The 23,397-nt window shown below is 66.7% G+C and carries 21 protein-coding genes; 14 read left to right on the forward strand and 7 right to left on the reverse strand.

Annotated elements, in window-relative coordinates; all coding sequences use genetic code 11:
* The first annotated feature begins 44 nt into the window (after positions 1 to 44).
* From Herbaro_RS05665 to Herbaro_RS05685, 5 genes are all read left to right on the forward strand, one after another.
* On the forward strand, positions 45 to 1,289 hold the full coding sequence (locus Herbaro_RS05665; RefSeq protein WP_275012856.1) for a ribulose-bisphosphate carboxylase large subunit family protein: 1,245 nt from the start codon (positions 45 to 47) through the stop codon (positions 1,287 to 1,289).
* The gene (gene oiaK, locus Herbaro_RS05670) at positions 1,286 to 2,674 is read left to right on the forward strand and encodes a 3-oxo-isoapionate kinase OiaK (RefSeq protein WP_275012857.1); all 1,389 of its coding nucleotides are present in this window, start codon (positions 1,286 to 1,288) and stop codon (positions 2,672 to 2,674) included. Before Herbaro_RS05665 ends, oiaK begins: the two co-directional genes overlap by 4 nt.
* A gap of 113 nt (positions 2,675 to 2,787) precedes the next feature.
* A complete protein-coding gene (locus Herbaro_RS05675; protein WP_275012858.1) occupies positions 2,788 to 3,495 on the forward strand; it encodes a transcriptional regulator NanR in 708 nt (235 codons plus the stop codon).
* A gap of 144 nt (positions 3,496 to 3,639) precedes the next feature.
* Positions 3,640 to 4,875 (forward strand): MFS transporter, encoded by a 1,236-nt coding sequence (locus tag Herbaro_RS05680; protein ID WP_275012859.1) that lies wholly within the window; start codon positions 3,640 to 3,642, stop codon positions 4,873 to 4,875.
* A 91-nt stretch (positions 4,876 to 4,966) separates the two neighbouring features.
* Positions 4,967 to 6,157, forward strand: a complete 1,191-nt coding sequence (locus Herbaro_RS05685; RefSeq protein WP_275012860.1) for an amino acid aminotransferase — start codon at positions 4,967 to 4,969, stop codon at positions 6,155 to 6,157.
* A 58-nt stretch (positions 6,158 to 6,215) separates the two neighbouring features.
* Here Herbaro_RS05685 and Herbaro_RS05690 read toward each other — a convergent pair whose 3' ends face one another.
* The 3 genes from Herbaro_RS05690 to Herbaro_RS05700 form a co-directional block, all read right to left on the reverse strand.
* Positions 6,216 to 7,112 (reverse strand): NAD(P)/FAD-dependent oxidoreductase, encoded by an 897-nt coding sequence (locus Herbaro_RS05690; RefSeq protein WP_275012861.1) that lies wholly within the window; start codon positions 7,110 to 7,112, stop codon positions 6,216 to 6,218.
* A gap of 97 nt (positions 7,113 to 7,209) precedes the next feature.
* Positions 7,210 to 7,653 (reverse strand): Rrf2 family transcriptional regulator, encoded by a 444-nt coding sequence (locus Herbaro_RS05695; protein WP_275012862.1) that lies wholly within the window; start codon positions 7,651 to 7,653, stop codon positions 7,210 to 7,212.
* 55 nt (positions 7,654 to 7,708) lie between these two features.
* Positions 7,709 to 8,353 (reverse strand): helix-turn-helix transcriptional regulator, encoded by a 645-nt coding sequence (locus tag Herbaro_RS05700; protein WP_275012863.1) that lies wholly within the window; start codon positions 8,351 to 8,353, stop codon positions 7,709 to 7,711.
* Positions 8,354 to 8,515: 162 nt separating this feature from the next.
* Between Herbaro_RS05700 and Herbaro_RS05705 the strand changes: the two genes are divergently transcribed.
* Complete coding sequence (locus Herbaro_RS05705; RefSeq protein ID WP_275012864.1) at positions 8,516 to 9,952, forward strand: MFS transporter; 1,437 nt, start codon at positions 8,516 to 8,518, stop codon at positions 9,950 to 9,952.
* Positions 9,953 to 9,983: 31 nt separating this feature from the next.
* Positions 9,984 to 10,154, forward strand: coding sequence for a hypothetical protein (locus Herbaro_RS05710; RefSeq protein WP_275012865.1), 171 nt, complete (start codon positions 9,984 to 9,986; stop codon positions 10,152 to 10,154).
* Here the strand turns inward: Herbaro_RS05710 and Herbaro_RS05715 are convergent.
* Both Herbaro_RS05715 and Herbaro_RS05720 read right to left on the reverse strand, forming a co-directional pair.
* Complete coding sequence (locus Herbaro_RS05715) at positions 10,094 to 10,684, reverse strand: IMPACT family protein (protein WP_275012866.1); 591 nt, start codon at positions 10,682 to 10,684, stop codon at positions 10,094 to 10,096. The genes Herbaro_RS05710 and Herbaro_RS05715 overlap by 61 nt on opposite strands.
* A 19-nt stretch (positions 10,685 to 10,703) precedes the next feature.
* Complete coding sequence (locus tag Herbaro_RS05720; protein WP_275012867.1) at positions 10,704 to 11,603, reverse strand: hypothetical protein; 900 nt, start codon at positions 11,601 to 11,603, stop codon at positions 10,704 to 10,706.
* Positions 11,604 to 11,746: 143 nt separating this feature from the next.
* Here Herbaro_RS05720 and Herbaro_RS05725 point away from each other — a divergent pair, with 143 nt between their 5' ends.
* Entirely contained in the window at positions 11,747 to 12,691 is a 945-nt protein-coding gene (locus Herbaro_RS05725; protein WP_275013970.1) for a patatin-like phospholipase family protein, read from the forward strand.
* Positions 12,692 to 12,830: 139 nt separating this feature from the next.
* Here the strand turns inward: Herbaro_RS05725 and Herbaro_RS05730 are convergent, their stop codons facing one another.
* On the reverse strand, positions 12,831 to 13,433 hold the full coding sequence (locus tag Herbaro_RS05730; RefSeq protein ID WP_275012868.1) for a C40 family peptidase: 603 nt from the start codon (positions 13,431 to 13,433) through the stop codon (positions 12,831 to 12,833).
* Between the two features lie 298 nt (positions 13,434 to 13,731).
* On the opposite strand from Herbaro_RS05730, the gene Herbaro_RS05735 reads away from it, so the two are divergent.
* The 4 genes from Herbaro_RS05735 (at position 13,732) to greA (ending at position 19,796) form a co-directional block, all read left to right on the forward strand.
* Positions 13,732 to 14,139 (forward strand): GlcG/HbpS family heme-binding protein, encoded by a 408-nt coding sequence (locus Herbaro_RS05735; protein WP_275012869.1) that lies wholly within the window; start codon positions 13,732 to 13,734, stop codon positions 14,137 to 14,139.
* A gap of 301 nt (positions 14,140 to 14,440) precedes the next feature.
* Positions 14,441 to 15,604, forward strand: a complete 1,164-nt coding sequence (carA, locus tag Herbaro_RS05740; protein ID WP_275012870.1) for a glutamine-hydrolyzing carbamoyl-phosphate synthase small subunit — start codon at positions 14,441 to 14,443, stop codon at positions 15,602 to 15,604.
* Positions 15,597 to 18,830 carry a carbamoyl-phosphate synthase large subunit gene (gene carB / locus Herbaro_RS05745; RefSeq protein WP_275012871.1) on the forward strand — a complete coding sequence of 1,078 codons (3,234 nt, stop codon included), beginning with the start codon at positions 15,597 to 15,599 and terminating at the stop codon, positions 18,828 to 18,830. Before carA ends, carB begins: the two co-directional genes overlap by 8 nt.
* A gap of 489 nt (positions 18,831 to 19,319) precedes the next feature.
* Positions 19,320 to 19,796 carry a transcription elongation factor GreA gene (gene greA / locus Herbaro_RS05750; RefSeq protein ID WP_275012872.1) on the forward strand — a complete coding sequence of 159 codons (477 nt, stop codon included), beginning with the start codon at positions 19,320 to 19,322 and terminating at the stop codon, positions 19,794 to 19,796.
* 140 nt (positions 19,797 to 19,936) lie between these two features.
* Here greA and yhbY read toward each other — a convergent pair whose 3' ends face one another.
* Positions 19,937 to 20,395: a ribosome assembly RNA-binding protein YhbY gene (gene yhbY / locus Herbaro_RS05755; RefSeq protein WP_275012873.1), complete on the reverse strand. Its 459-nt coding sequence runs from the start codon at positions 20,393 to 20,395 to the stop codon at positions 19,937 to 19,939.
* Between the two features lie 75 nt (positions 20,396 to 20,470).
* Here yhbY and Herbaro_RS05760 point away from each other — a divergent pair, with 75 nt between their 5' ends.
* Entirely contained in the window at positions 20,471 to 21,115 is a 645-nt protein-coding gene (locus tag Herbaro_RS05760) for an RlmE family RNA methyltransferase (protein ID WP_275012874.1), read from the forward strand.
* Between the two features lie 383 nt (positions 21,116 to 21,498).
* Complete coding sequence (gene ftsH, locus Herbaro_RS05765) at positions 21,499 to 23,388, forward strand: ATP-dependent zinc metalloprotease FtsH (protein WP_275012875.1); 1,890 nt, start codon at positions 21,499 to 21,501, stop codon at positions 23,386 to 23,388.
* The last annotated feature ends 9 nt before the right edge of the window (positions 23,389 to 23,397 follow it).

The raw sequence follows: 23,397 nt of genomic DNA on the forward strand, positions 1-23,397 counted from the left end.
GGCGCCCGGGCCACGAACACGCAACAAGAAGGAAGAGACAGCGCATGGAACGCATCTACGCCAGCTACTGGCTGGAAACCGGCGACGACCCCGCGCGCGCCGCCGAGGTCATCGCCGGGGAACAATCGAGCGGCACCTTCGTCGCCCTGGCCACCGAGACGCCGGAACTCAAGGAGCGCTCCGGCGCCCGCGTCGAGCGGCTGGAGATCCTCGGCCACGGCGAGCAGCCCAGCCTGCCGGGCGGCATGCCTTCGCAGCGCTACACGCAGTGCGCGCTGGAGCTCTCCTGGCCGCTGGAGAACACCGGCGCCTCGCTGCCCAACCTGATGTCCACCATCGCCGGCAACCTGTTCGAGCTGCGCCAGGTTTCCGGCCTGCGCCTGACCGGATTGAAGCTGCCGCGCGCCTTCGCCGACGCCTATCCAGGCCCGGCCTTCGGCATCGAAGGCACGCGCAAGCTCACCGGCGTGGCGCGCGGCCCGCTGATCGGCACCATCATCAAGCCCAGCATCGGCTTGTCGGTGGAGGAGACCGTGCAGCAGGTGCGCGAGCTGGTCGCCGGCGGCATCGACTTCATCAAGGACGACGAGCTGCAGGCCGACGGTGGCCGCTGCCCGTTCGATGAGCGCGTGCGCGGTGTCATGCGGGTCATCAATGAACACGCCGAGCGCACCGGCAAGAAGGTCATGATGGCCTTCAACCTGACCGGCGACCTGGATGAGATGCGCCGCCGCCACGACCTGATCCTGGCCGAGGGCGGCAACTGCGCGATGGCGGTGCTGAACTCGATCGGCCTGGTCGGCCTGCGCGAGCTGCGCCGGCATGCGCAAATGCCGATCCACGCGCATCGCGCCGGCTGGGGCTATCTCTCGCGCAGCCCGCAGCTGGGCTGGGACTACGCGCCCTGGCAGCAGCTGTGGCGCCTGGCTGGGGCCGATCACATGCACGTCAACGGCCTGCGCAACAAGTTCAGCGAACCCGACGACAGCGTCGTCACGGCCGCGCGTGCCGTGCTGGCGCCGGTGGTCGAGGGCGCGCCGATGGTCTCGACCATGCCGGTGTTCAGTTCCGGCCAGACCGGCCTGCAGGCGGCCGACACCTATGCCGCGATCGGCTGCGCCGACCTGATCCACACCGCCGGCGGCGGCATCTTCGGCCATCCGCAGGGCGTGGCGGCCGGGGTCGAGGCGTTGCGCGAGGCCTGGGTGGCCGCCATCGAAGGCGTGCCGCTGGCGCAGCACGCGCGAGGCAACCCGGCCTTGCAGGCCGCGCTGGGATTCTGGAAATGACGGCGCAAATCGAGCCGGCGCTGCCGCCGGGTTTGCTGCTGGCGTACTACGGCGACGACTTCACCGGCTCCACCGACGCCATGGAAGTGATGACGGCGGCGGGCTTGTCCACCGTGCTGTTCCTGCGCACGCCCGATGCGGTCCTGCTGGAGCGCTTTGCCGGCGTGCGCTGCGTGGGCATCGCCGGTTCCTCGCGCGGGCGTTCGCCGCAGTGGATGGATGCGCACCTGCCGCCCGACTTCGAGGCGCTGGCGGCGCTGCGGCCGCCGCTGATGCAGTACAAGGTATGCTCCACCTTCGACTCGTCGGCCGCCACCGGATCGATCGGCCGCGCGGTCGACATCGGCGTGCGCCACATGCCCGGCGACTGGTCGCCGATGGTGGTGGGCGCGCCGCGCCTGAAGCGCTACCAGGCCTTCGGCAACCTGTTTGCGGCGGTGGACGGCGCCGGCTATCGGCTGGACCGCCATCCCACCATGTCGCGCCATCCGGTCACGCCCATGGACGAGGCCGACCTGCGCCGCCACCTGGGCCGGCAGACCAACCGCCGCATCGAGCTGGTGGACATGGTGCAACTGCGCGACGGCGCCGTACTTGCGCATGAACGGCTGCGCACGCTGCGCGGCGACGACCGTCCGGTGGTGCTGGTCGACGTGCTGGACGAGGAAACCCTGCGCGAGGCCGGAAGGCTGGTGTGGGAAGAGAAGGGCGCGGGCGTGTTCAGCGCGTCGTCCTCAGGTTTGCAATACGCGCTGGCGGCCTACTGGCGCGCGCGCGGCTGGATCCCGGCGCAACCCTCGCTGCCGCAGGCCGCGCCGGCGCCGGTGATCGCCGCCGTCAGCGGCAGCTGCTCGCCGGTGACGGCCGGCCAGATCGCCTGGGCGCGCGAGCATGGTTTCGCCGCCGAGCGCATGGACCTGGCGGCGGTGCTGGCCGGATCCGGCCGCGAAGCCGAACTGGCGCGCCTGCTGGCGCGCGCCGGCGAGGCCATTGGCGCCGGACGCAGCCCGCTGGTGTTTTCCGCCGAGGGGCCGGACGATCCGGCGGTGACCGGATTCGACGCCATCGCGCAAGGCGCCGGCATGAGCCGCGCGGACGCCGCGCGCAGCGTCGGCGTGGCGCTGGCCGAGGTGATGCGGCGCATCCTGGACGTCCACGACCTCAGGCGCATCGCCATCGCCGGCGGCGACAGCTCGGGCGAAGTGGCAGGCGCGCTGGACATCGCCGCGCTGTCGGTGTGCGCCGGCATGGCGCCGGGCGCGCCACTGTGCCGGGCCTGGTCGGACAATCCGCGCCGCGACGGCCTGGAACTGGTGTTGAAGGGCGGGCAAGTGGGCGCGCGCAGCTTTTTCGGCGACGTGTTGGCAGGTCGTCCCGCAGCTTGAGAAGATGTCTTCGCGGGATACCCGCGAATCGCCGCAAAGTCAGGCCGGTATTGGGATTGTGGTAGAGTGCGCGTCCAACGATACCAACAAACTGTCCAGAGACATTTTTTCCCATGCCGGAACCGATACAGCGACGCAAGCTATACCAGGAAGTGTTGGAACGCCTCATGGAACGCATCCACGGCGGCGATTTCCCACCGGGATCGCAACTGCCGTCCGAGCGCGAACTCATGGAGCAATACGGCGTGGGCCGCCCCGCAGTGCGCGAGGCCTTGCAGGCGATGGAGCGTTCCGGCTTCGTCGAGATCGCTCACGGCGAGCGCGCCCGCGTGGTCGACCCGACCGCCGAGCGCCTGATTGCGCAGATCGCCGCCGGCGCGCAGCACCTGCTGCGCACCAAGCCCGACATGCTCAGGCACATGAAGGAAGCGCGCGTCTTCCTGGAAACCAGCACCGCCCGCATGGCCGCCGAGCGCGCCACCGAGGAGCAGGTCGCCAGGTTGCGCCAGGCCATCGCCGAGCACCGCGCCTCGATGGTCAACCTGGAAGAGTTCATCGAGCGCGACATGGCCTTCCACCGCGAGATCGCAGACATCAGCGGCAATCCCATTTTCCCCTCGATCGTCGAATCGATGTTCCGCTGGGCCAGCGAGTTCTACACCACGCTGGTGCGTGCTCCCGGCGCCGAGGAGCTGACCCTGGCCGAGCACCAGCGCATCGTCGACGCCATCGCCGCGCATGACGGCGCCGCCGCCGCCGAGGCGATGCGCGCTCACCTGACGCGCGCCAACGAGCTGTACCGCGAGCTGGGCCAGCAGTAAGCGCCGGCGCGGCAGCAAAAACAGCGGTTGCGGCCGCTGTTTTTTTTCGCATGCGCGGCGCGCATGCCAGCGCGCGCAAATCTCGTTTGAAGCCGATCCCGCGCGGCGTTTCAATGGCGGTTCGACCAGCTTCGGGCCCGCGCCATGCCTTCGCCATCCATTCCTCTTTCGTCCCGCAAGACCTACCTGATCATCGCCGCCGGCGCCGTGGTCATGAGCATGGCGCTGGGATCGCGCCAGACCTTCGGGTTGTTCATCAGCCCGCTGTCGTACGACTACGGCCTGCCGGTCACCCTGATCGCCTTTGCCATCGCCTTGCACAACCTGGTGTGGGGGTTCGCTCAGCCGCTGGCCGGGGCCGCCACCGACCGCTGGGGGCCGGCGCCGGTAGTGGCCTTCGGCGCGCTGGCCTATGGCGTCGGGCTGGCCATGACGGCGCTGGCCTCCAGCGGCTGGATGCTGGCGCTGGGCATGGGCGTGTTCATCGGCGTGGGCATCAGCTGCACCAGCTTTGGCGTGGTGCTGACCGCGGTCGGGCGCAACGTCGCGCCGCAGCGGCGCAGCATGGCGCTGGGATTGGCCAGCGCCGGCGGCTCGCTGGGCCAGGTACTGATGGTGCCGCTGGTGCAGGGCATGCGTTCAAGCGCCGGCATCACCGTGGCGCTGCTGGCGCTGGCCGCGCTGGTGGCGGCGACGGCGCCGCTGGGGCTGGCGCTGGGACGGCGCGCGCCGTCGGGCGTCGCGGGCGCGGCGGATGATGCCGGCCTGGGGTTTTCCCTGCGCGCGGTGGTGGCGCAGGCTTGCCGCCACCGCGGCTACCGGCTGCTGACGGCCGGCTTCTTCGCCTGCGGTTTCCAGCTCGCCTTCATCGCCACCCACTTGCCCGGCTACCTGGAGCTGTGCCACATGCCGATGGGGTTGGCGGCCACGGCGCTGGCGCTGATCGGGCTGTTCAACATGGCCGGCAGCTGGACCTGCGGCTGGCTCGGCGGACGCTTTCGCCAGCAGCATGTGCTGGGCTGGCTGTATCTCGTGCGCAGCGCCGCCATCGGCCTGTTCTTCGTGCTGCCCAAGAGCGAGCTGTCGGTGACCCTGTTCGCCGCCGTGATGGGGCTGACCTGGCTGGGCACGGTGCCGCTCACCAGCGGGCTGGTGGCGCGCATCTTCGGCACGCGCCACATGGGAACGCTGTTCGGCGTGTGCTTCCTGAGCCATCAGCTGGGTTCCTTCCTCGGGGCCTGGCTGGGCGGGCTGGCGCTGGACCTGACCGGATCGTACACGCTGCTGTGGGGCGCGACCTTCGTGGCCGGGGTGATGGCGGCGCTGCTGCATTTCCCGATCGACGAGCGCGACGCGGCGGCGGCGATGGCCAAGGCTTAGCGGCGCGCATGTATGGATGGCGTTGCCGGGAGTTTTTCCGCGCGACGCGCTAACATAGCGGCTTGACCGTCACCGTTTCCGAGAGCCATCCATGTTTTCCCATCTTCCGCCGTATGCCGGCGACCCCATCCTCAGCCTGATGGAAGTGTTCCAGCGCGACGAGCGCGCCGGCAAGGTCAACCTCAGCATCGGCATCTACACCGATGGCCAGGGCGTCGTGCCGGTGCTGCCCTCGGTGCGCGCGGCGGCGGCCGAGGTCGCGCAGGCCACCACGCCCTACGTCTACCTGCCCATGGAAGGGCACGGCGGCTACCGCAAGGCGGTGGCGCAGCTGTTGTTCGGCCGCGAGCTGCCGGCGCCGGAGCACCTGGCCATCGTCCAGACCCTGGGCGGATCCGGCGCGCTGAAGGTGGGCGCGGACCTGATCGCGCGCTTCTTCCCGCAGCCCACGGTGTGGATCCCGGATCCGACCTGGGACAACCACATCGGCATCTTCGAGGGCGCCGGTTTCAAGACCGAACGCTATCCCTACTACGACGCGCAGACCAAGGGCCTGGCCTTCGACGCCATGCTGGCGAAGATCGACTCCCTGCCCAGGGGCGCAGTGGTGCTGCTGCACCCGTGCTGCCACAACCCGACCGGCGTCGATCCCACGCGCGAGCAGTGGGAGCGGATCGTCGGCGTGCTCGAACAGCGCGGCCTGCTGCCGTTCTTCGACCTGGCCTACCAGGGGTTCGCCGAGAGCCTCGACGCCGACATCTGGCCGGTGCGCGAATGCGTGCGGCGCGGCATCGCCTTCTTCCTCAGCAATTCCTTCTCCAAGATCTTCTCGCTCTACAGCGAGCGCGTCGGCGCGTTGTCGGTGTTCTGCCCGCAGCCGGGCCAGGCCGCCAACGTGCTCGGCCAGCTGAAGCTGACCGTGCGCCGCAACTATTCCAGTCCGCCGATGCATGGCGCGCTGCTGGTGGCGCGCGTGCTGTCGGACGCCGCGCTGGCCGCGCAATGGCGCGCCGAGGTGGAAGAGATGCGCCTGCGCGTGCGCGACATGCGCGGCAAGCTGGCGGCGCAGCTCAAGACGGCGGCGCCGGAGCAGGACTTCTCCTTCCTGCTGCGCCAGCACGGCATGTTCGGCTACACCGGTCTCTCCGCGGCCCAGGTGGATCGCCTGCGCGACGAGTTCGGCGTGTACGCGATCGCCACCGGCCGCATCTGCGTGGCCGGCCTGAACGACGGCAACGTGGCGCGGGTGGCCGAGGCGATGGCGGCGGTGCTCAAAAGCTGAGCCGGCCGCAATTGAAAAAAGAGCACCCGCGGGTGCTCTTTTTTATTGGAGCGTGGACTTATTCCATGATCAGCGAACGATGCGCGCTGACGCCGGCCATCACGCCCGAGGCCGAGGCCATGGTGCCGTTGTGGAAGGCCATGGCGGCGTCGCCGGCGGCCAACACGTTGGGCACCGAGGTCTGGCGCATCTCGTCGGTGCGGATGTAGGGCCCCATCGCTCCCTGCTCGAAGGCGCAGCCCAGCTGCATGGCCAGCGGGCTGGACATGTGTACGCGCGGGCCGACGAACACCGCGCCCAGTTCCAGCGCGCGGCCGTCGGCCAGGCGCACCGCCTCGATCTCCGGCGCCTCGCCGAGGATCTCCACCACCGGCGTGCGTTCGATCGCCGTGCCGCGCTTTTGCATCTGCCTGAGCTCCGCCTCTTCCGGTTCGAACTGGCCTTGCGTGAAGTAGGTGGTCGGCCCCCAGTCCGGCAGCATGATGCCCTGGTGCGCCGACAGCGGCGTGGTGGCGATCACGCCCAGCTTGCGGTCGCGCACTTCGTAGCCGTGGCAATAAGGACAGTGGATCGCGGTCTTGCCCCAGCGCTCCTGCAGGCCGGGGATGGGCGGCAGCTCGTCGCGCACGCCGGTGGCCAGGATCAGGCGGCGCGCCTGGAAGCGGCGGCCGCCCTCCACCGTGACGCTCACGCCTTGCGCATCGGCGGCGGCGTGCTCGGCGTAGGCCACCGCCAGTTCGAAGTTCGGATAGGCCATCAGCTGCTGCACCGCGATCGCCATGATCTCGTGCGGCGGCGTGCCGTCCTGCCCGAGGAAGCCGTGCGAGGCCTCGGCGTAGCGGTTGCGCGGGCTGCCGGCGTCGATCAAGAGGATCTTGCGGCGGGCGCGCGCCAGCTGCATGGCGGCCGATGCGCCGGCGAAGCTGGCGCCGACGACGATGACATCGTAGTGCATGGAAAACTCCTTTCAAAAATGCGGGCGCGAAGACGCCCGCGCGCCTGGTGCGGCAAGGCGCGGAAATGGAATGCGGCAGGGGAAAGGGCAGGGCCGCTCAGTGCGGCGGCGGCTGCCACTGGTGGAAACGCGGCCCGACGTCACGGGCCAGCGAGGCCAGCGTGATGCCGGCCAGGCGTTCATCGAGGATGCGGTTGGCTTGCTCCATCACCTCGTCGAGCGCGCGGTTGACGGCGATCTCGACCAGGCAGCCGGGCGACTCCTCGCGCGCGCCCAGGGTCACCAGCCGTTCGCCCAGCGCCTGCTGGACTTCATGCAGGCTGATCTCATCCATAGGTCGCGCCAGCGACCAGCCGCCGCCGTGCCCCTTGGTGGAGGCGACGATGCCGGCCTCGCGCAGCCCGGCGAAGGTGCGGCGGATGACGACGGGATTGGTGCCGACCCAGCCGGCGATCTCTTCCGAGGTCATCGGCGCGTCGGGGCGCTGGCCCATGTGCAACAGGATGTGCAGGGCAATCGATAGGCGGTCGCTGCGTTTCATGTAACTTATATTATTACGTGAATGCGGCGACGTCAATCCTGCTTGGGCGGAATGTTCAGATGCGGGTGATGCGGTAGACGCAGCGCCGGCCTCCCGCCGGCAGGTGCTCCTCGCGTTCGACGCTGGCCTCGTCGCCCACCACCTCGCGGAAGAGCTGCAGCTCCGAGCGGCAGAAACCCTGGCAGCTGTGCGCGGCGGCGCAGATGGGGCAGTGGTCTTCCACCAGCAGCCAGTCCTTCCCATCCTTTTCCACACGCGCCATGTAGCCCTCGGCGCTGCGGATCTCGGCCAGTTTTTCCAGCTTCCTGGGCAGCGAGGCGATGGGGGCGCAGTGACGCTGGTAGTCGGCGCGCATCTCTTCCTCGCGCTGGGCGATCAGCTTGTCCATGCCTGTTTCGCCGAACAGGTGGCGGATCGAGCCGATCAGCTGCACCGTCAGCTGCGCGTGGGAATCGGGGAAGCGGGCGTGACCGGCGGCGGTGAGGTCCCAATCCTGGCGCGGCCGGCCGGCGCGCGCGACCGTGCCTGCCGCAGCATCGGCCTGGCGACCGGCGATCAGGCCCTCGGCCGCCAGCTTCTGCACCTGCTGGCGCGCCGCCTCGGCCGTCATGCCGAGCTCGCGCGCCAGCTCGGCGGTGGCGGTCGGGCCGCGCGTCTTGAGGCGGAAGAGGATGCGCTCGGGCGTGGAGGGGCCGGCCATGCCTGGCCCGGCAGGAGATTCATTTTCCAAGTGTTTACTTGTTATATTCATGAAGGCGCATTACCATTCCGGTTAAATAAGCAAACGACTGCTTGCATATTATCCCCGCTCCGGCCAAATGTCGAACGCGGGTTCCGGCCAACCTGAAGCGAAGGACAAGCAATGAGCAAGCCCGGCTCCACCACGGACATTGCGCGGCATCAAGCCGCGCCGGCCGCCTCCTGGGGCGAACTGCTGAGCGGGCGCAACGGCCTGCGGGCGGTGGCGCTGACCGGCGGCATCGCGCTGCACGCGATCAACGTGCACATCGTCACCACCATCCTGCCGTCGGTGGTGCGCGACATCGGCGGCCTCGACTATTACGCGTGGAACGTGACCCTGTTCGTGGTGACTTCCATCATCGGCTCCACCTTGACCAACAAGCTGCTCGCCGCGCTCGGGGCGCGCCGCACCTACCTGCTGGCGCTGGCGGTGTTCGGCGCCGGCGCGCTGGTGTGCGCCGCGGCCGGCAGCATGGCCGCCATGCTGGCCGGCCGCGCGGTGCAGGGCGTGGGCGGCGGCCTGTTGGCGGGGCTGGGCTACGCGCTGATTCCCCTGGTGTTCGAGCAGCGCCTGTGGTCGCGCGCGATTGCGCTGGAGTCGGGCATGTGGGGCATCTCCACCTTGCTGGGGCCGGCGGTGGGCGGCCTGTTCGCCGCCGGCGGGCATTGGCGGATGGCGTTCTGGGCGCTGGCGCCCTTGCTGCTGGTGCAGGCCGCGCTGGTGGCGGCGCAACTGGGGCCGCGTTCGGTCAGGGCGGTGCAGCCGGTCGACGCCGCCATGCCGCTGGGCCGCATCCTGCTGCTGGCCGGCTCGGTCCTGCTGATGGCGCTGGCGGCGCAAACCGATGCGGCCTGGCTGGCGGCGGCCTGCGTGGGCGGCGGTGTATTGCTGGGCTGGCTGGTGATGCGCATCGACCTGCGCCATCGCGTCAGCCTGCTGCCGCGCAGCGGCTATGCGCCGGGCTCGGCGATGGGCAAGGTGTTTGCTTGCGTGGCGCTGCTGGTGATCGGCAGCTGCACCGAGATCTTCGTGCCGTACTTCCTGCAGATCCTGCACGGCTACCAGCCGCTGGGCGCGGGTTACATGACCGCCGCCATGGCCGGCGGCTGGAGTGCAGGATCGCTGCTCAGTTCGGGCCGCGCCGGTTCGGGCGCCGAGCGCGTCGTGCGCCTCGGTCCGCTTCTGATGACGTCGGGCCTGGCGGCGCTTGCGCTGCTGTTGCCCGGCACATGGCTGGGGACCGGCGCGGCGGCCGACGCCGCCATCGCGATTGCGCTGGCAGCCGCGGGCCTGGGTATCGGACTGGCCTGGCCGCACCTGATCGAGCGCGCCATGCGCGCGGCCAATCCGGGCGAGGAGAACCTGACCTCGGCCGCGGTCACCACCGTGCAGTTGTACGCGATGGCGGTCGGCGCGGCGCTGGCCGGACTGACCGCCAATGCAGCCGGGCTGGGCGCGCCGGGCGGCGTCGCCGGGGCGCAGCAGGCGGCCGCGGTGCTGTTTGCGGCGTTTGCGCTGGCGCCGGCCTTGGCAGCGGGCCTGGCGCGGTCGCGTTGAGGGCGATAGGCGCAATACAGGGAGGATGGGGATGCATGCTGAACTGGACGAGATCCAATACCACCTGCTGGTGGCCGAGTTCGATCAGCTGTGGGCGCGTCCGCCGGCGCGGGACGAAGGACGGCGCCGCGAGCGCATGGATCAGATGATGCGCTTGATCGAGGCGTTCGAGGCCACGCGGCGGATGGCTTCCTCGGCCTGATCGAGCTGCGCTTGCGGCAAGCGCAGCCGCAGGTGCGCCAGCGCGTCGTGGCGGCTCTCGAGCAGCTCGTACTTGTGCTGGGCCAGCCAGTGGCGCAGTTGCGGTTCGGCCGCGTAGACGATGCCGATCTCGATCTCCGCCTGGGCCACGCGTTCGGTGCGCTCGGCGTTCTTCAGCGCGCTGGCCACGGCATCGGTGTAGGCGCGCACCAGGCCGCCCGCGCCCAGCTTGATGCCGCCGTAGTAGCGCACCACCATCGCCAGCACGCCGTCGAGTTCATGGTGGCGCAGCACCTCCAGCATGGGGCGCCCGGCTGTGCCGGAGGGTTCGCCGTCGTCCGACATGCCGGACTGGCCGCCCGCCATCAGCGCCCAGCACACGTGGGTGGCGCCGCGATGGGCCGCGCGCATGCGCTCCACTTCCTGCAGCGCCGCCTCGCGCCCTTCCACCGGCATCACGATGCCGATGAAGCGGCTCTTGCGGATCTCGAGTTCGATCTCGGCGCGCGCGGCGAGGGTGAAGGTGGGCACGGTGCGGCGCTCTTCGGCTTCAGGCCTCGGAGCCCTTGAGCAGGGCCAGTTCCGCGCGCAGTCCCTGGTTTTCCTGGGTGAGCTGCGCGACGCGGCCTTGCAGCGCGGCGATCTCGCGGCGCAGGGTCGCCGAGAGTTCGTTCTCCTGGCCTTCGACCAGCGGGATGGCCTCGCCGGCCGTCTCGCCGTCATCCGCCTTGGGCGCGCGCGGGGTGCGGGTGGCGGCCTTCTGTTCGCGCACCTTCTTGGCGGCCTCGCGCAATTCCTTCTTGCCGCCGGCTACCGCGCTGACCTGGTCCTGGCTGGGCAGCGAGGCGACCGCGGCGGCGGCATTGATCGAGATGGTGCCGGCGCGCACCGCTTCCACCAGCTCCGGCGCCGCGCTCTTGCGGATGCGGTCGATCTGGCCGATGGTGGCGCTGCTGATGCCGGCGGCGCGCGCGATGTCCTGGCGCGTCTTGATCGGGCCGGTGGTGTCGTCGGCGTGCCAGGGCGGGTCGCCCGCGTCGGCGGGGGCGGCGTCCGGCGCGGCTTCGCCCGCTGCATCGGCGGCCGGGGCGTCGTCCGCCCTGGCCGGCTTGGGCACGGCCTTGGTGCGGGCAGCCATGATGTCGCGCTTGCGCAGCGCCAGCATGCCGCGCTGGAAATCGGAGACGCTGCGGCGGCCGAGCTGGTTGTCGATCATCCACAGCAGCACGTCGTCGAGCGACTTGAAACTGTCGTTCTGCACGGTCTGGAAGGGCAGGTCGTACTTGCTGCAGATCTCGTAGCGATTGTGGCCGTCCACCAGCACCTCGCCCCACAGCACCAGCGCGTCGCGGCAGCCTTCAGCCAGCAGGCTGCGCTCCAGCGAGGCGTATTCGTTGGGCGTGAGGGGATCGATGTACTTTTGCAGTTCTTCGTTGATGACGATATTCATGGGGAATTGGGGGGCATCGTTGTCGCTTGGGCCGGGCGCGCATTCTACACCAGTGGGCGGAGCTCCCCGGCCGGCGCCGGGCTTGCAGTAGAATGTCACGCCATCCCGCGCCCATGTTTTCACCCGACCATTATTTCCAGCCCATGCGCTTTTCGTTTCGCCGCACGGCTTTTGCCGTTTTCGCCTCCACCTTCCTGCTGACCGCTTGCGGCACCACCGCCTGGCTGCCGGGCCCTGCCGACGGCAAGCCTGCCGAAACGGTCGCCACCGCGCCGACGCCGGTCGCGCCCAGCCCGAAGAAAGTCCGCATCGGGCTGGCCCTGGGCGGCGGCGCGGCGCGCGGCTTCGCGCATATCGGCGTGATCAAGGCGCTGGAGTCGCAGGGCATCGACGCCGATATCGTGGCCGGCACCAGCGCCGGCAGCCTGGTGGGCGCGATGTACGCCGCCGGCAACGACGGCTTCGCGCTGCAGAAGCTGGCGCTGGCGATGGATGAGGCCACCATCTCGGACTGGTCGGTGCCGTTCTTCGCCAAGGTGGCGGGCGTGCTCAAGGGCGAGGGCGTGCAGAACTACGTGAACCGGACCCTGAACAACCTGCCCATCGAGAAATTCAAGATTCCGTTCGGCGCCGTGGCGACCGACCTCAAGACCGGCCAGCCCATCCTGTTCCAGCGCGGCAATCCGGGCATCGCGGTGCGCGCCTCGTCGGCGGTGCCGGGCGTGTTCCAGTCGGTGAAGATCGGCGAGCACTATTACGTGGACGGCGGCCTGGTGGCGCCGGTGCCGGTGCGCTTCGCGCGGCAGATGGGGGCGGACTTCGTGATTGCGGTCAACATCTCGGCGCAGCCGGAGGCGCAGGCCTCATCCAGTTCGGTGGACGTGCTGCTGCAAACCTTCGCCATCATGGGCCAGACCATCAACCAGTACGAACTCAAGAACGCCGACATCGTGCTGCAGCCGGTGCTGGGCGCGATGAAGGGTAGTGACTTCGCCAGCCGCAACGTGGCGATCCTGGCCGGCGAGCAGGCGGCAATGCTGGCCATGCCGGAGATCAAGCGCAAGCTGAAGGCGATGGCGGGAAATTGATGGGCGCAGGGAGCGCCTTCGAGACGCCGCGTTGCGGCTGCTCAGTCCGAGCGGAAGGCTCTCCATCGGAGATCCGTTTGGATCAACGGACGAAATGAAAAAAGCCGCCTGATGGCGGCTTTTTCAATCGGGCGCAAGCTTACTTGCCTTCTTCCTCATCGGCGGCGATGCGGCGCGCGCCGTTGAAACGCTTCTTCCAGTAGGATTCATCCATGCTCTCGATGCGGACCTGGCCGCCGGAGGAGGGCGAGTGGATGAACTTGCCGTCGCCCAGGTAAATGCCGACGTGGGAGAAACCGCGGCGCAGGGTGTTGTAGAACACCAGGTCGCCCGGTTGCAGGTTGTCCTTGCCGATCTTTTCGCCCACGCGGGAGATCTCCAGCGAGGTGCGGGGCAGCTCGGTGCCCCACGCTTCCTTGAAGACGTAGCGCACCAGGCCGCTGCAATCCAGGCCGGTATCGGGAGTGTTGCCGCCGTAGCGATAGTTGATGCCCAGCATGGCCAGGGCCTGGGTTGCCAGTTCGGACGCGCGGTTGGTGATGTCTTGCAGGCGCGCGATGGCCAGGTTGGTCTTGCTGATGAGCAGCTGGGCTTGCGGGGATGTTGCCTGGGGGGCGGGGAGATCCTGCGCCGCCAGGGAGAGGTCGGCGGAGAAGGCCTGCGCGCTGATCAGGAGTCCGGCCGCGAGCGCACACGCACGAGCGGTGTGTCGTCGGAGTCGGTCAGATCGGCGCTGGGTCATCAAGATCCTCTCGCAAAGTAGGATTGCGGGACTGTAAGCGAATTCTTACTTGCTGTCAAAAGCTAATTCCGGGGTAATTTGTAACAATTACGGGTTTCCCGGGGCAAAATCGGCCCTTTTGATGGCATCTCCCAGTAAGTGTTTTTCCTACAGGGGGCGGAAATTTTTTTCGGCTAAATAATTTACGGAAGGGCGGCGGCGCGGGTCGCTTTAAAAACTCTCACCGACGAGCTGGGTGCCAAATTGGCTTTCTCGCCGTACAATCAGCGTTCAATTTTTTGTGCACACCGGAGCAAGCATGCAAACCAAACCATTCCTGACGCTCGACGACGTGAAGAAGATCGCCGCCGGCGCTGAAGCCGAGGCCAAGGCCAACAAGTGGAACGTGGTGATCGCCATCGTCGACGACGGCGGCCACCTGCTGTGGCTGCAGCGCCTGGACGGCGCCGCCCCGATCTCCTCGCAGATCGCCCCGGGCAAGGCGCGCACCGCCGCCCTCGGTCGTCGCGAAAGCAAGATCTACGAAGACCTGATCAACAACGGCCGCTTCTCGTTCCTGAGCGCGCCCGGCCTGGAAGGCATGCTGGAAGGCGGCGTGCCCATCGTGGTCGACGGTCACGTGGTCGGCGCCATCGGCGTTTCGGGCGTGAAGTCCTCGGAAGACGTGCAGATCGGCAAGGCCGGCATCGCCGCCCTGGGCCTGTAATCTTCCCGCTTCGCCGGCAGGCCGCGCCTGGCCGGCGAATCCCGCTTATTGCGCTCATCGGAGCGCATCTTGCGGCAACTTTCGGCGATCCTGGATTTGCCGGAGGGAGCCTCTTGCGCTATAATTACGCGGTTTAGCCAATTTAATTCCGCCGTAGCGCATACCCACTCTCCACCTCGTTCCTTACAGGCCAGAAGCCAGCTCCCGTACCGAATGAGTCGGGGTGTTTGCGCCGGCCGGTTCGGCGCGCCAAGGATCTTCCGGTCATCCAGCCGCGGCGGTAACATCTCAGGAGTTACCCTTGCTGCCTCTTCTTTCCGGTCCCGCGATCCCGGCCGTCCTCGCGCTAGCAGACGGGTCTGTCTTCCAAGGATTTTCCATCGGCGCCGCAGGCAATACCACTGGCGAAGTGGTGTTCAACACGGCCATGACCGGTTACCAGGAAATCCTGACCGATCCCAGCTACAGCCGCCAGATCGTCACCCTCACTTATCCGCACATCGGCAACACGGGCGTGAACCGTGAAGACGTCGAAGCTTCGCAGATCCACGCCGCCGGCCTGATCATCAAGGACCTGCCGCGCCTGCTGTCGAACTTCCGCAGCCAGCAATCGCTCTCGGATTACCTGAAAGAAAGCAACATCGTCTCCATCGCCGGCATCGATACCCGCAAGCTGACCCGCATCCTGCGCGAGAAGGGCGCCCAGAACGGCGCCATCGTGGCAGGCGAGGCCGACAGCGCGGCCGCCGCCGCCAAGGCGCTGGAGCTGGCGCGCGCCTTCCCCGGCCTGGCGGGCATGGACCTGGCCAAGGTCGTGTCGACCAAGAAGTCCTATAACTGGACCGAAACCGAATGGCGCCTGGGCCGCGGCTACGGCCAGCAGATCACTCCCAAGTTCCACGTGGTGGCGTTCGACTACGGCGTCAAGTTCAACATCCTGCGCATGCTGGCCGAGCGCGGCTGCAAGGTCACCGTGCTGCCGGCGCAAGCCACCGCCGCCGAGGCGCTGGCCCTGAATCCGGACGGCATCTTCCTGTCCAACGGTCCCGGCGACCCGGAACCCTGCGACTACGCGATCGCGGCGTCCAGGGAACTGATCGAGCGCGGCATCCCGACCTTCGGCATCTGCCTGGGTCACCAGATCATGGCGCTGGCGTCCGGCGCCAAGACGCTGAAGATGAAGTTCGGCCACCACGGCGCCAACCACCCGGTGCAGGACCTGGACAGCAAGCAGGTGATGATCACCTCGCAGAACCACGGCTTCGCCGTGGACCAGGCGACCCTGCCGGCCAACTGCCGCGTCACCCACGTCTCGCTGTTCGACGGCTCGCTGCAAGGTTTCGAGCGCACCGACAAGCCTGCTTTCTGCTTCCAGGGTCACCCCGAAGCATCCCCTGGACCGCATGACATCGCCCCCCTGTTCGACAAGTTCGTGGCGATGATGGAGAAGAAACAAAATGCCTAAGCGTACTGACATTAAAAGCATCCTGATCATTGGCGCCGGCCCGATCATCATCGGCCAGGCCTGTGAGTTCGACTACTCCGGCGCACAGGCCTGCAAGGCCCTGCGCGAAGAGGGCTTCAAGGTCATCCTGGTCAACAGCAACCCGGCCACCATCATGACCGACCCGGAGATGGCCGACGCCACCTACATCGAGCCGATCACCTGGCAGGCGGTGGAGCGCATCATCGCCAAGGAAAAGCCGGACGCCATCCTGCCGACCATGGGCGGCCAGACCGCGCTGAACTGCGCGCTGGACCTGCACCGTCACGGCGTGCTGGACAAGTACAAGGTCGAACTGATCGGCGCCACGCCGGAAGCCATCGACAAGGCCGAGGACCGCTCCAAGTTCAAGGACGCCATGACCAAGATCGGTCTGGGTTCGGCCCGCTCGGGCGTGTCGCACACCATGGACGAATCGTGGGCGGTGCAGAAGACGCTCGGCTTCCCGGTCATCATCCGCCCGTCCTTCACCATGGGCGGCACCGGCGGCGGCATCGCCTACAACGCCGAGGAATTCGAAACCATCTGCAAGCGCGGCCTGGAAGCCTCGCCGACCTCCGAACTGCTGATCGAGGAATCGCTGATCGGCTGGAAGGAATACGAGATGGAAGTGGTGCGCGACAAGGCGGACAACTGCATCATCGTGTGCTCGATCGAGAACCTCGACCCGATGGGCGTGCACACCGGCGACTCGATCACCGTCGCGCCGGCGCAGACGCTGACCGACAAGGAATACCAGATCATGCGCAACGCCTCGCTGGCGGTGCTGCGTGAAATCGGCGTCGACACCGGCGGCTCCAACGTGCAGTTCTCGGTGAACCCGAAGGACGGCCGCATGATCGTCATCGAGATGAACCCGCGCGTGTCGCGCTCCTCGGCGCTGGCCTCCAAGGCCACCGGCTTCCCGATCGCCAAGATCGCCGCCAAGCTGGCCGTGGGCTTCACGCTCGACGAGCTGCGCAACGAGATCACCGGGGGCGCCACGCCGGCGTCCTTCGAGCCGTCGATCGACTACGTCGTGACCAAGATCCCGCGTTTCACGTTCGAGAAATTCCCGCAGGCCGACAAGCACCTGACCACCCAGATGAAATCGGTGGGCGAAGTGATGGCCATCGGCCGCACCTTCCAGGAATCCTTCCAGAAAGCCCTGCGCGGCCTGGAAGTCGGCGTGGACGGCATGAACGAGAAGACCACCGACCGCGAGACCATCGAGGAAGAGCTGGGCGAACCCGGACCGGACCGCATCTGGTACGTGGGCGACGCCTTCGCGCAAGGTTTCTCGCTGGAAGAAGTGCACGGCCTGACCCACATCGACCCGTGGTTCCTGTCGCAGATCAAGGAGATCGTCGACATCGAGCTGTGGCTGGAGAAGGATGTCTCCCTGGAGTCGCTGGACAAGGCCACGCTGTTCCAGTTGAAGCAGAAGGGCTTCTCGGATCGTCGCCTGGCCAAGCTGTTGAAGACCACCGACACCGCCGTGCGCGAGCAGCGCAAGAAGCTGGGCGTGCGCCCGGTGTTCAAGCGCGTCGATACCTGCGCCGGCGAGTTCTCGACCGACACCGCCTACATGTATTCGACCTACGACGAAGAGTGCGAGTCCAATCCCACCGACAAGAAGAAGATCATGGTGCTGGGCGGCGGTCCGAACCGCATCGGCCAGGGCATCGAGTTCGACTACTGCTGCGTGCACGCGGCGCTGGCGATGCGCGACGACGGCTATGAAACCATCATGGTCAACTGCAACCCGGAAACCGTCTCGACCGACTACGACACCTCCGACCGCCTGTACTTCGAGCCGGTGACCCTGGAAGACGTGCTGGAAATCGTCGACAAGGAAAAGCCGGTCGGCGTGATCGTCCAGTACGGCGGCCAGACCCCGCTGAAGCTGGCGCTGGACCTGGAAGCCAACGGCGTGCCCATCGTCGGCACCTCGCCGGACATGATCGACGCCGCCGAAGATCGCGAGCGTTTCCAGAAGCTGCTGCAGGACCTGGGCCTGCGCCAGCCGCCCAACCGCACCGCCCGTACCGAAGCCGACGCGCTGCGCCTGGCGCAGGAAATCGGCTACCCGCTGGTGGTTCGCCCCTCCTACGTGCTGGGCGGCCGCGCGATGGAAATCGTGCACGAACAGCGCGACCTGGAACGCTACATGCGCGAAGCGGTGAAGGTCTCGCACGATTCGCCGGTGCTGCTGGACCGCTTCCTGAACGACGCCATCGAAGTGGACGTGGACTGCCTGTCCGACGGCCAGCGCACCTTCATCGGCGGCGTGATGGAACACATCGAACAGGCCGGCGTGCACTCGGGCGACTCGGCCTGCTCGCTGCCGCCGTACTCGCTGTCCAAGGACACCATCGAAGAACTGAAGCGCCAGACCGCCGCCATGGCCCGCGGCCTGAACGTGGTCGGCCTGATGAACGTGCAGTTCGCGATCCAGCAGAACGAAGTCGACGGCAAGACGGTCGACACCGTGTTCGTGCTGGAAGTGAATCCGCGCGCCTCGCGCACCGTGCCCTTCGTTTCCAAGGCCACCGGCCTGCAGCTGGCCAAGATCGCCGCGCGCTGCATGGTCGGCCAGTCGCTGGACAGCCAGGGCATCAAGGGCGAGGTGGTGCCGCCGTACTACAGCGTCAAGGAAGCCGTGTTCCCGTTCGTCAAGTTCCCGGGCGTGGACACCATCCTCGGCCCCGAGATGAAGTCGACCGGCGAAGTCATGGGCGTGGGCAAGACCTTCGGCGAAGCCTTCGTGAAGTCGCAGATGGGCGCCGGCGTCAAGCTGCCGACCTCGGGCAAGGTGTTCCTGTCGGTGAAGAACAACGACAAGCCGCGCGCCGTGCAAGTGGCGCGCGACCTGGTCGCGCTGGGCTTCTCGGTGGTGGCGACCAAGGGCACCGCGGCTGCCATCGGCGCCGCCGGCATCCCGGTGACCACCGTCAACAAGGTGGTCGAGGGCCGTCCGCACATCGTCGACATGGTGAAGAACAACGAGATCGCCCTGGTGGTGAACACCGTTGAGGAAAAGCGCAACGCGATCGCCGACTCCGGCGCGATCCGCACCTCGGCCCTGGCCGCGCGCGTGACCACCTTCACCACCATTGCCGGCGCGGAGGCTGCGGTGGAGGGCATGCGCCATCTGGACAAGCTGGACGTCTACGATTTACAAGGCCTGCATAAAGCTATACACTAAACCCACAACACGTTGGATTGCCGGCTGGAATTGAATGATTGACGCTGGCAAGCGCAGAGGGCATCTGAGCAATCGATGCCCTCTCTGACTTTTAGAGTCGCTAACAAAAGACCGGCGGGCCTGGCCACAGGCCCACATGCCTCCGGCGGTTTTTTGTTAGCGACTCGCGGGACGGCTCCCTGCGGCCACAACATGTTCAATGTTGCAGGGCAGATCCGTCCGGGGGCCGCTAACAAAATCCCGCCGCCGCGCTGGCTTCGCGCCGGGCCGGACGACGGTATTTTGTTAGCGGCTCTGAGTCGGGCGCGCGCGTAGTTGAAGAGCTGACGGAACTTCTGCAGCAGCGTTCCGTTCATCAGTGAAGATTGTTCCCGCAAAGATGACGCCCGGTTGCCCCATGCGCGACGGAGTCCTCCTTTTGCGTTTGCAATCCCGCCGGTGGACCTTGCCTGCGTTTTCCGGACTTCCCTAACCTTGAGCAAGAGACCTATGAGCACAGTTCCCCTTACCAAGCGTGGCGCGGCACTTCTGAAAGAAGAGTTGCAACGTTTGAAATCCAAAGATCGTCCCGAAGTCATCAACGCGATCGCCGAGGCGCGCGCGCAGGGCGACCTGTCGGAAAACGCCGAATACGAATCCGCCAAGGAGCGCCAGTCCTTCATCGAAGGCCGCATCGCCGACCTGGAAGGCAAGCTGGGCGCGGCCCAGATCGTCGACCCGGCCGAACTGAGCGCGGATGGCCGCGTGGTGTTCGCCGCCACCGTGGACCTGGAAAACCTGGACAGCGGCGAGAAGGTGACCTACCAGATCGTCGGCCTGGACGAAGCCGACATCAAGGAGTCGAAAGTCTCCGTGACCTCGCCCATTGCGCGCGCATTGATCGGCAAGAGCGCCGGCGACGTGGTGGCGGTGGAAGCGCCGTCGGGCGTGAAGGAATATGAAATCCTGGAAGTGCGCTACGTCTGACGGGCGCTTGCCCCGCCGCCCCGGGCGGCGGGGATTGACGCGATGCTGCCGTGGGGCGGTATCGCGGAGCTGGAAATGAAAAATGCCCGCATCAGCGGGCATTCTGTTTTTTGGTCCGGCGCGAGCCGGGCCTGTGGGCTTCAGCCCAGCGACTTCTTGGCGCTGCGCTGGCGCGGCTTGGCCTTCTTGACCAGGCCGCCGGCGGTGACGCGCTCGTTGCCCTTGAGCATGACCTTGTTGACCGTCGGGCGCTTGGTGGTGTGGGTCTTGACGATGGTGACCTCGCGCAGGCCGCCCTTGGCGCCGGAGGCGGTCCTCTTGACGTCGTCTTTCTTGGGGCGGTAGATCACCAGCAGTTTGCCGATGTGCTGCACCGGGGCCGCCTTGAGTTCTGCGCAGATGGTCTCGTAGATCGCGATGCGGGCTTCGCGGTCGTCGCCGAATACGCGCACCTTGATCAGGCCGTGGGAGTTGAGGCTCTTGTCGATTTCTTTCAGGACGGATTCGGACAAGCCGCTTTCGCCGACCAGGACGACCGGATTCAAGGCATGGGCCTGGGCGCGCAGTTCGCTGCGCTCGGCGGGAGTAAGTGTCAACATGGGGATGCGATGCGGGACCGCGCGACGGTGGCGCGAAGCTGTCCCTGAAAGAGATAAAACCAGTATTCTACGCGAATGGCTAAGAACAAACTTAACAAAAACTGGCTGCATGACCACATCAACGATCCCTACGTGAAGCTTGCGCAGAAGGAAGGCTATCGTGCGCGTGCGGCATACAAGCTCAAGGAAATCGACGAGGAAGAGCGCCTGATCAAGCCGGGGCAGATCATCGTCGATCTCGGCTGCACCCCGGGCAGCTGGTGCCAGTACGTGCGCAACAAGCTGGCCGGCGCCGAGGGCGGCGGTATCCACGGCACCATCATCGGCCTGGACATCCTGCCGATGGATCCGATCGCCGACGTGCATTACATCCAGGGCGACTTCCGCGAGGACGACTCGCTGCAGCAGTTGCTGGCCTTGCTGGACGGCCGCAAGGTCGACCTGGTGCTGTCGGACATGGCGCCCAACCTGTCCGGCGTAGCCATCGCCGACGCCGCGCGGGTCGAGTACCTTATCGATCTGGCAATCGAGTTCGCCCAGATGCACATGAAACCCAGCGGCGCCTTGCTGGTGAAGTGCTTCAACGGCACCGGCTACAACGAGCTGGTGCACAAATTCCGCGCCGAATTCAAGACGGTGGCCTCGAAGAAGCCCAAGGCCAGCCGCGACAAGTCCTCCGAAATCTTCCTGCTCGGGAAAATCCTGAAGAATCCGGGCTGAAAATTCCTATAGAGTTGAGGTGAATCGGAATCAACGCGCCGTTTAACGCTCAAAATCTCTCGATACGAGGGCGTTTCGCGTCTTGTTTTGCCTGGTTTCAGCCTCATATCAATTTTCAGGAATCGTCAGTATGGCTGAGCCGGATGTCAATCCGGCAAGATCGATGCAGTTTGCCTCCACGCCTGTTTCGCCGCCGGCACCATTTGTTGCCGGTCTGGCAATGCGGAATCTCCTGCCGCACCTCCGCCGCCGCGTTGCTGGCAGACACGGTGGGCGGGTGCGAGTCGGCGCGAGTGGGTGGTTTCCTAGTAAGGGTGTTTGAATCCGGGTAAAATCGGAGCGTACAAAGGCAACGTGGCGCATTGCGCGTCGGAGGAGTTCCAGTGAACAACATGTTTTCCAAGGCTGCCATCTGGGTAGTCATCGCGCTCGTACTGTTTATGGTATTCAAACAGTTCGACAGCCGCAGCACGGCGTCGAGCGCCAAATCGATCGCGTATTCCGACTTCATCACCGAGGTCAAGGCCGGCCACATCAAGGACGCCGTCCTCGAAGGCCCGATGATCGTTGCCACCACGCAGGACGGCAGCAAGGTCAAGACCGCCTCCACCAACCTGGACCGCGGCCTGGTCGGCGACCTGCTCAACAACGGCGTCAAGTTCGACGTCAAGCAACCGGAAGAGCAATCCTTCCTGTCGCAAGTCTTCATCTCGTGGTTCCCGATGCTGCTGCTGATCGGCGTCTGGATCTTCTTCATGCGCCAGATGCAGGGCGGCGGCAAGGGCGGCGCGTTCTCCTTCGGCAAGTCGAAGGCGCGCATGCTCGATGAGAACAGCAATTCGGTGACCTTCGCCGATGTCGCCGGTTGCGACGAGGCCAAGGAAGAAGTGCAGGAGCTGGTCGAGTTCCTGCGCGACCCCACCAAGTTCCAGAAGCTGGGCGGCCGCATCCCCCACGGCGTGCTGATGGTCGGTCCCCCGGGTACCGGCAAGACGCTGCTGGCGCGCGCCATCGCCGGCGAGGCCAAGGTGCCGTTCTTCACCATCTCCGGTTCGGACTTCGTTGAAATGTTCGTCGGCGTGGGCGCGTCCCGCGTGCGCGACATGTTCGAAAACGCCAAGAAGCACGCGCCTTGCATCATCTTCATCGATGAAATCGACGCCGTCGGCCGCCATCGGGGCGCCGGCATGGGCGGCGGCAACGACGAGCGCGAGCAGACCCTGAACCAGATGCTGGTCGAGATGGATGGTTTCGAAGCCAACTCGGGCGTCATCGTGATCGCCGCGACCAACCGTTCCGACGTGCTGGACAAGGCGCTGCTGCGCCCGGGCCGTTTCGACCGCCAGGTGATGGTCGGCCTGCCGGACATCCGCGGCCGCGAGCAGATCCTCTACGTGCACATGCGCAAGGTGCCCATCGCGCCTGACGTCAAGGCCGACATCCTGGCCCGCGGCACCCCCGGCTTCTCCGGCGCCGACCTGGCCAACCTGGTCAACGAGGCAGCCCTGTTCGCCGCGCGCCGCAACAAGCGCCTGGTCGAAATGCAGGACTTCGAAGACGCCAAGGACAAGATCGTCATGGGCCCGGAACGCAAGTCGGCCGTGATGCGCGAGGAAGAGCGCCGCAACACCGCTTACCACGAGTCCGGCCACGCGGTGGTCGCCAAGCTGCTGCCCAAGGCCGATCCGGTGCACAAGGTCACCATCATGCCGCGCGGCTATGCGCTGGGCCTGACCTGGCAACTGCCCGAGCATGATCGTGTGAACATGTACAAGGACAAGATGCTGGAAGAGATCTCCATCCTGTTCGGCGGCCGCATCGCCGAAGAGATCTTCATGCACCAGATGTCCACCGGCGCTTCCAACGACTTCGAGCGCGCCACCAAGCTGGCCCGCGCGATGGTGACCCGCTACGGCATGTCCGAGACCCTGGGCACCATGGTCTACGAGGATTCGGAGCAGGACGCCTACTTCGGCCGCATGTCCGCCAAGACCGTGTCGGAAGCGACGCAGCAGAAGGTCGACGCTGAAATCCGCAGCATCCTGGACGAGCAATACGCGCTGGCGCGCAAGCTGCTCGAAGAGAACAGCGACAAGGTCGATGTCATGGCCAAGGCGCTGCTCGAGTGGGAAACGCTGGATGCCGACCAGGTCAACGACATCATGAACGGCGACGAGCCGCGCCCGCCGCGCAACGGCGTGCCGGTCAAGAAATCGTCCTCGGACAACAATCGTCCGGGCGACGTCACGCCGAACGCCACCGCGCCGGCCTGATCCTCGCGG

It is taken from the genome of Herbaspirillum sp. WKF16 (genome assembly GCF_028993615.1).
Classification (GTDB): Bacteria; Pseudomonadota; Gammaproteobacteria; order Burkholderiales; family Burkholderiaceae_D; genus Herbaspirillum.

Excerpts from the sequence above, each read along its gene's own strand:
- Herbaro_RS05665 (WP_275012856.1), top strand. The coding sequence starts at position 45 with ATGGAACGCATCTACGCCAGCTACTGGCTGGAAACCGGCGACGACCCC.
- oiaK (WP_275012857.1), top strand. The coding sequence starts at position 1,286 with ATGACGGCGCAAATCGAGCCGGCGCTGCCGCCGGGTTTGCTGCTGGCG.
- Herbaro_RS05675 (WP_275012858.1), top strand. The coding sequence starts at position 2,788 with ATGCCGGAACCGATACAGCGACGCAAGCTATACCAGGAAGTGTTGGAA.
- Herbaro_RS05680 (WP_275012859.1), top strand. The coding sequence starts at position 3,640 with ATGCCTTCGCCATCCATTCCTCTTTCGTCCCGCAAGACCTACCTGATC.
- Herbaro_RS05685 (WP_275012860.1), top strand. The coding sequence starts at position 4,967 with ATGTTTTCCCATCTTCCGCCGTATGCCGGCGACCCCATCCTCAGCCTG.
- Herbaro_RS05690 (WP_275012861.1), bottom strand. The coding sequence starts at position 7,112 with ATGCACTACGATGTCATCGTCGTCGGCGCCAGCTTCGCCGGCGCATCG.
- Herbaro_RS05695 (WP_275012862.1), bottom strand. The coding sequence starts at position 7,653 with ATGAAACGCAGCGACCGCCTATCGATTGCCCTGCACATCCTGTTGCAC.
- Herbaro_RS05700 (WP_275012863.1), bottom strand. The coding sequence starts at position 8,353 with ATGGCCGGCCCCTCCACGCCCGAGCGCATCCTCTTCCGCCTCAAGACG.
- Herbaro_RS05705 (WP_275012864.1), top strand. The coding sequence starts at position 8,516 with ATGAGCAAGCCCGGCTCCACCACGGACATTGCGCGGCATCAAGCCGCG.
- Herbaro_RS05710 (WP_275012865.1), top strand. The coding sequence starts at position 9,984 with ATGCATGCTGAACTGGACGAGATCCAATACCACCTGCTGGTGGCCGAG.
- Herbaro_RS05720 (WP_275012867.1), bottom strand. The coding sequence starts at position 11,603 with ATGAATATCGTCATCAACGAAGAACTGCAAAAGTACATCGATCCCCTC.
- Herbaro_RS05725 (WP_275013970.1), top strand. The coding sequence starts at position 11,747 with ATGCGCTTTTCGTTTCGCCGCACGGCTTTTGCCGTTTTCGCCTCCACC.
- Herbaro_RS05730 (WP_275012868.1), bottom strand. The coding sequence starts at position 13,433 with ATGACCCAGCGCCGATCTGACCGACTCCGACGACACACCGCTCGTGCG.
- Herbaro_RS05735 (WP_275012869.1), top strand. The coding sequence starts at position 13,732 with ATGCAAACCAAACCATTCCTGACGCTCGACGACGTGAAGAAGATCGCC.
- carB (WP_275012871.1), top strand. The coding sequence starts at position 15,597 with ATGCCTAAGCGTACTGACATTAAAAGCATCCTGATCATTGGCGCCGGC.
- greA (WP_275012872.1), top strand. The coding sequence starts at position 19,320 with ATGAGCACAGTTCCCCTTACCAAGCGTGGCGCGGCACTTCTGAAAGAA.
- yhbY (WP_275012873.1), bottom strand. The coding sequence starts at position 20,395 with ATGTTGACACTTACTCCCGCCGAGCGCAGCGAACTGCGCGCCCAGGCC.
- Herbaro_RS05760 (WP_275012874.1), top strand. The coding sequence starts at position 20,471 with ATGGCTAAGAACAAACTTAACAAAAACTGGCTGCATGACCACATCAAC.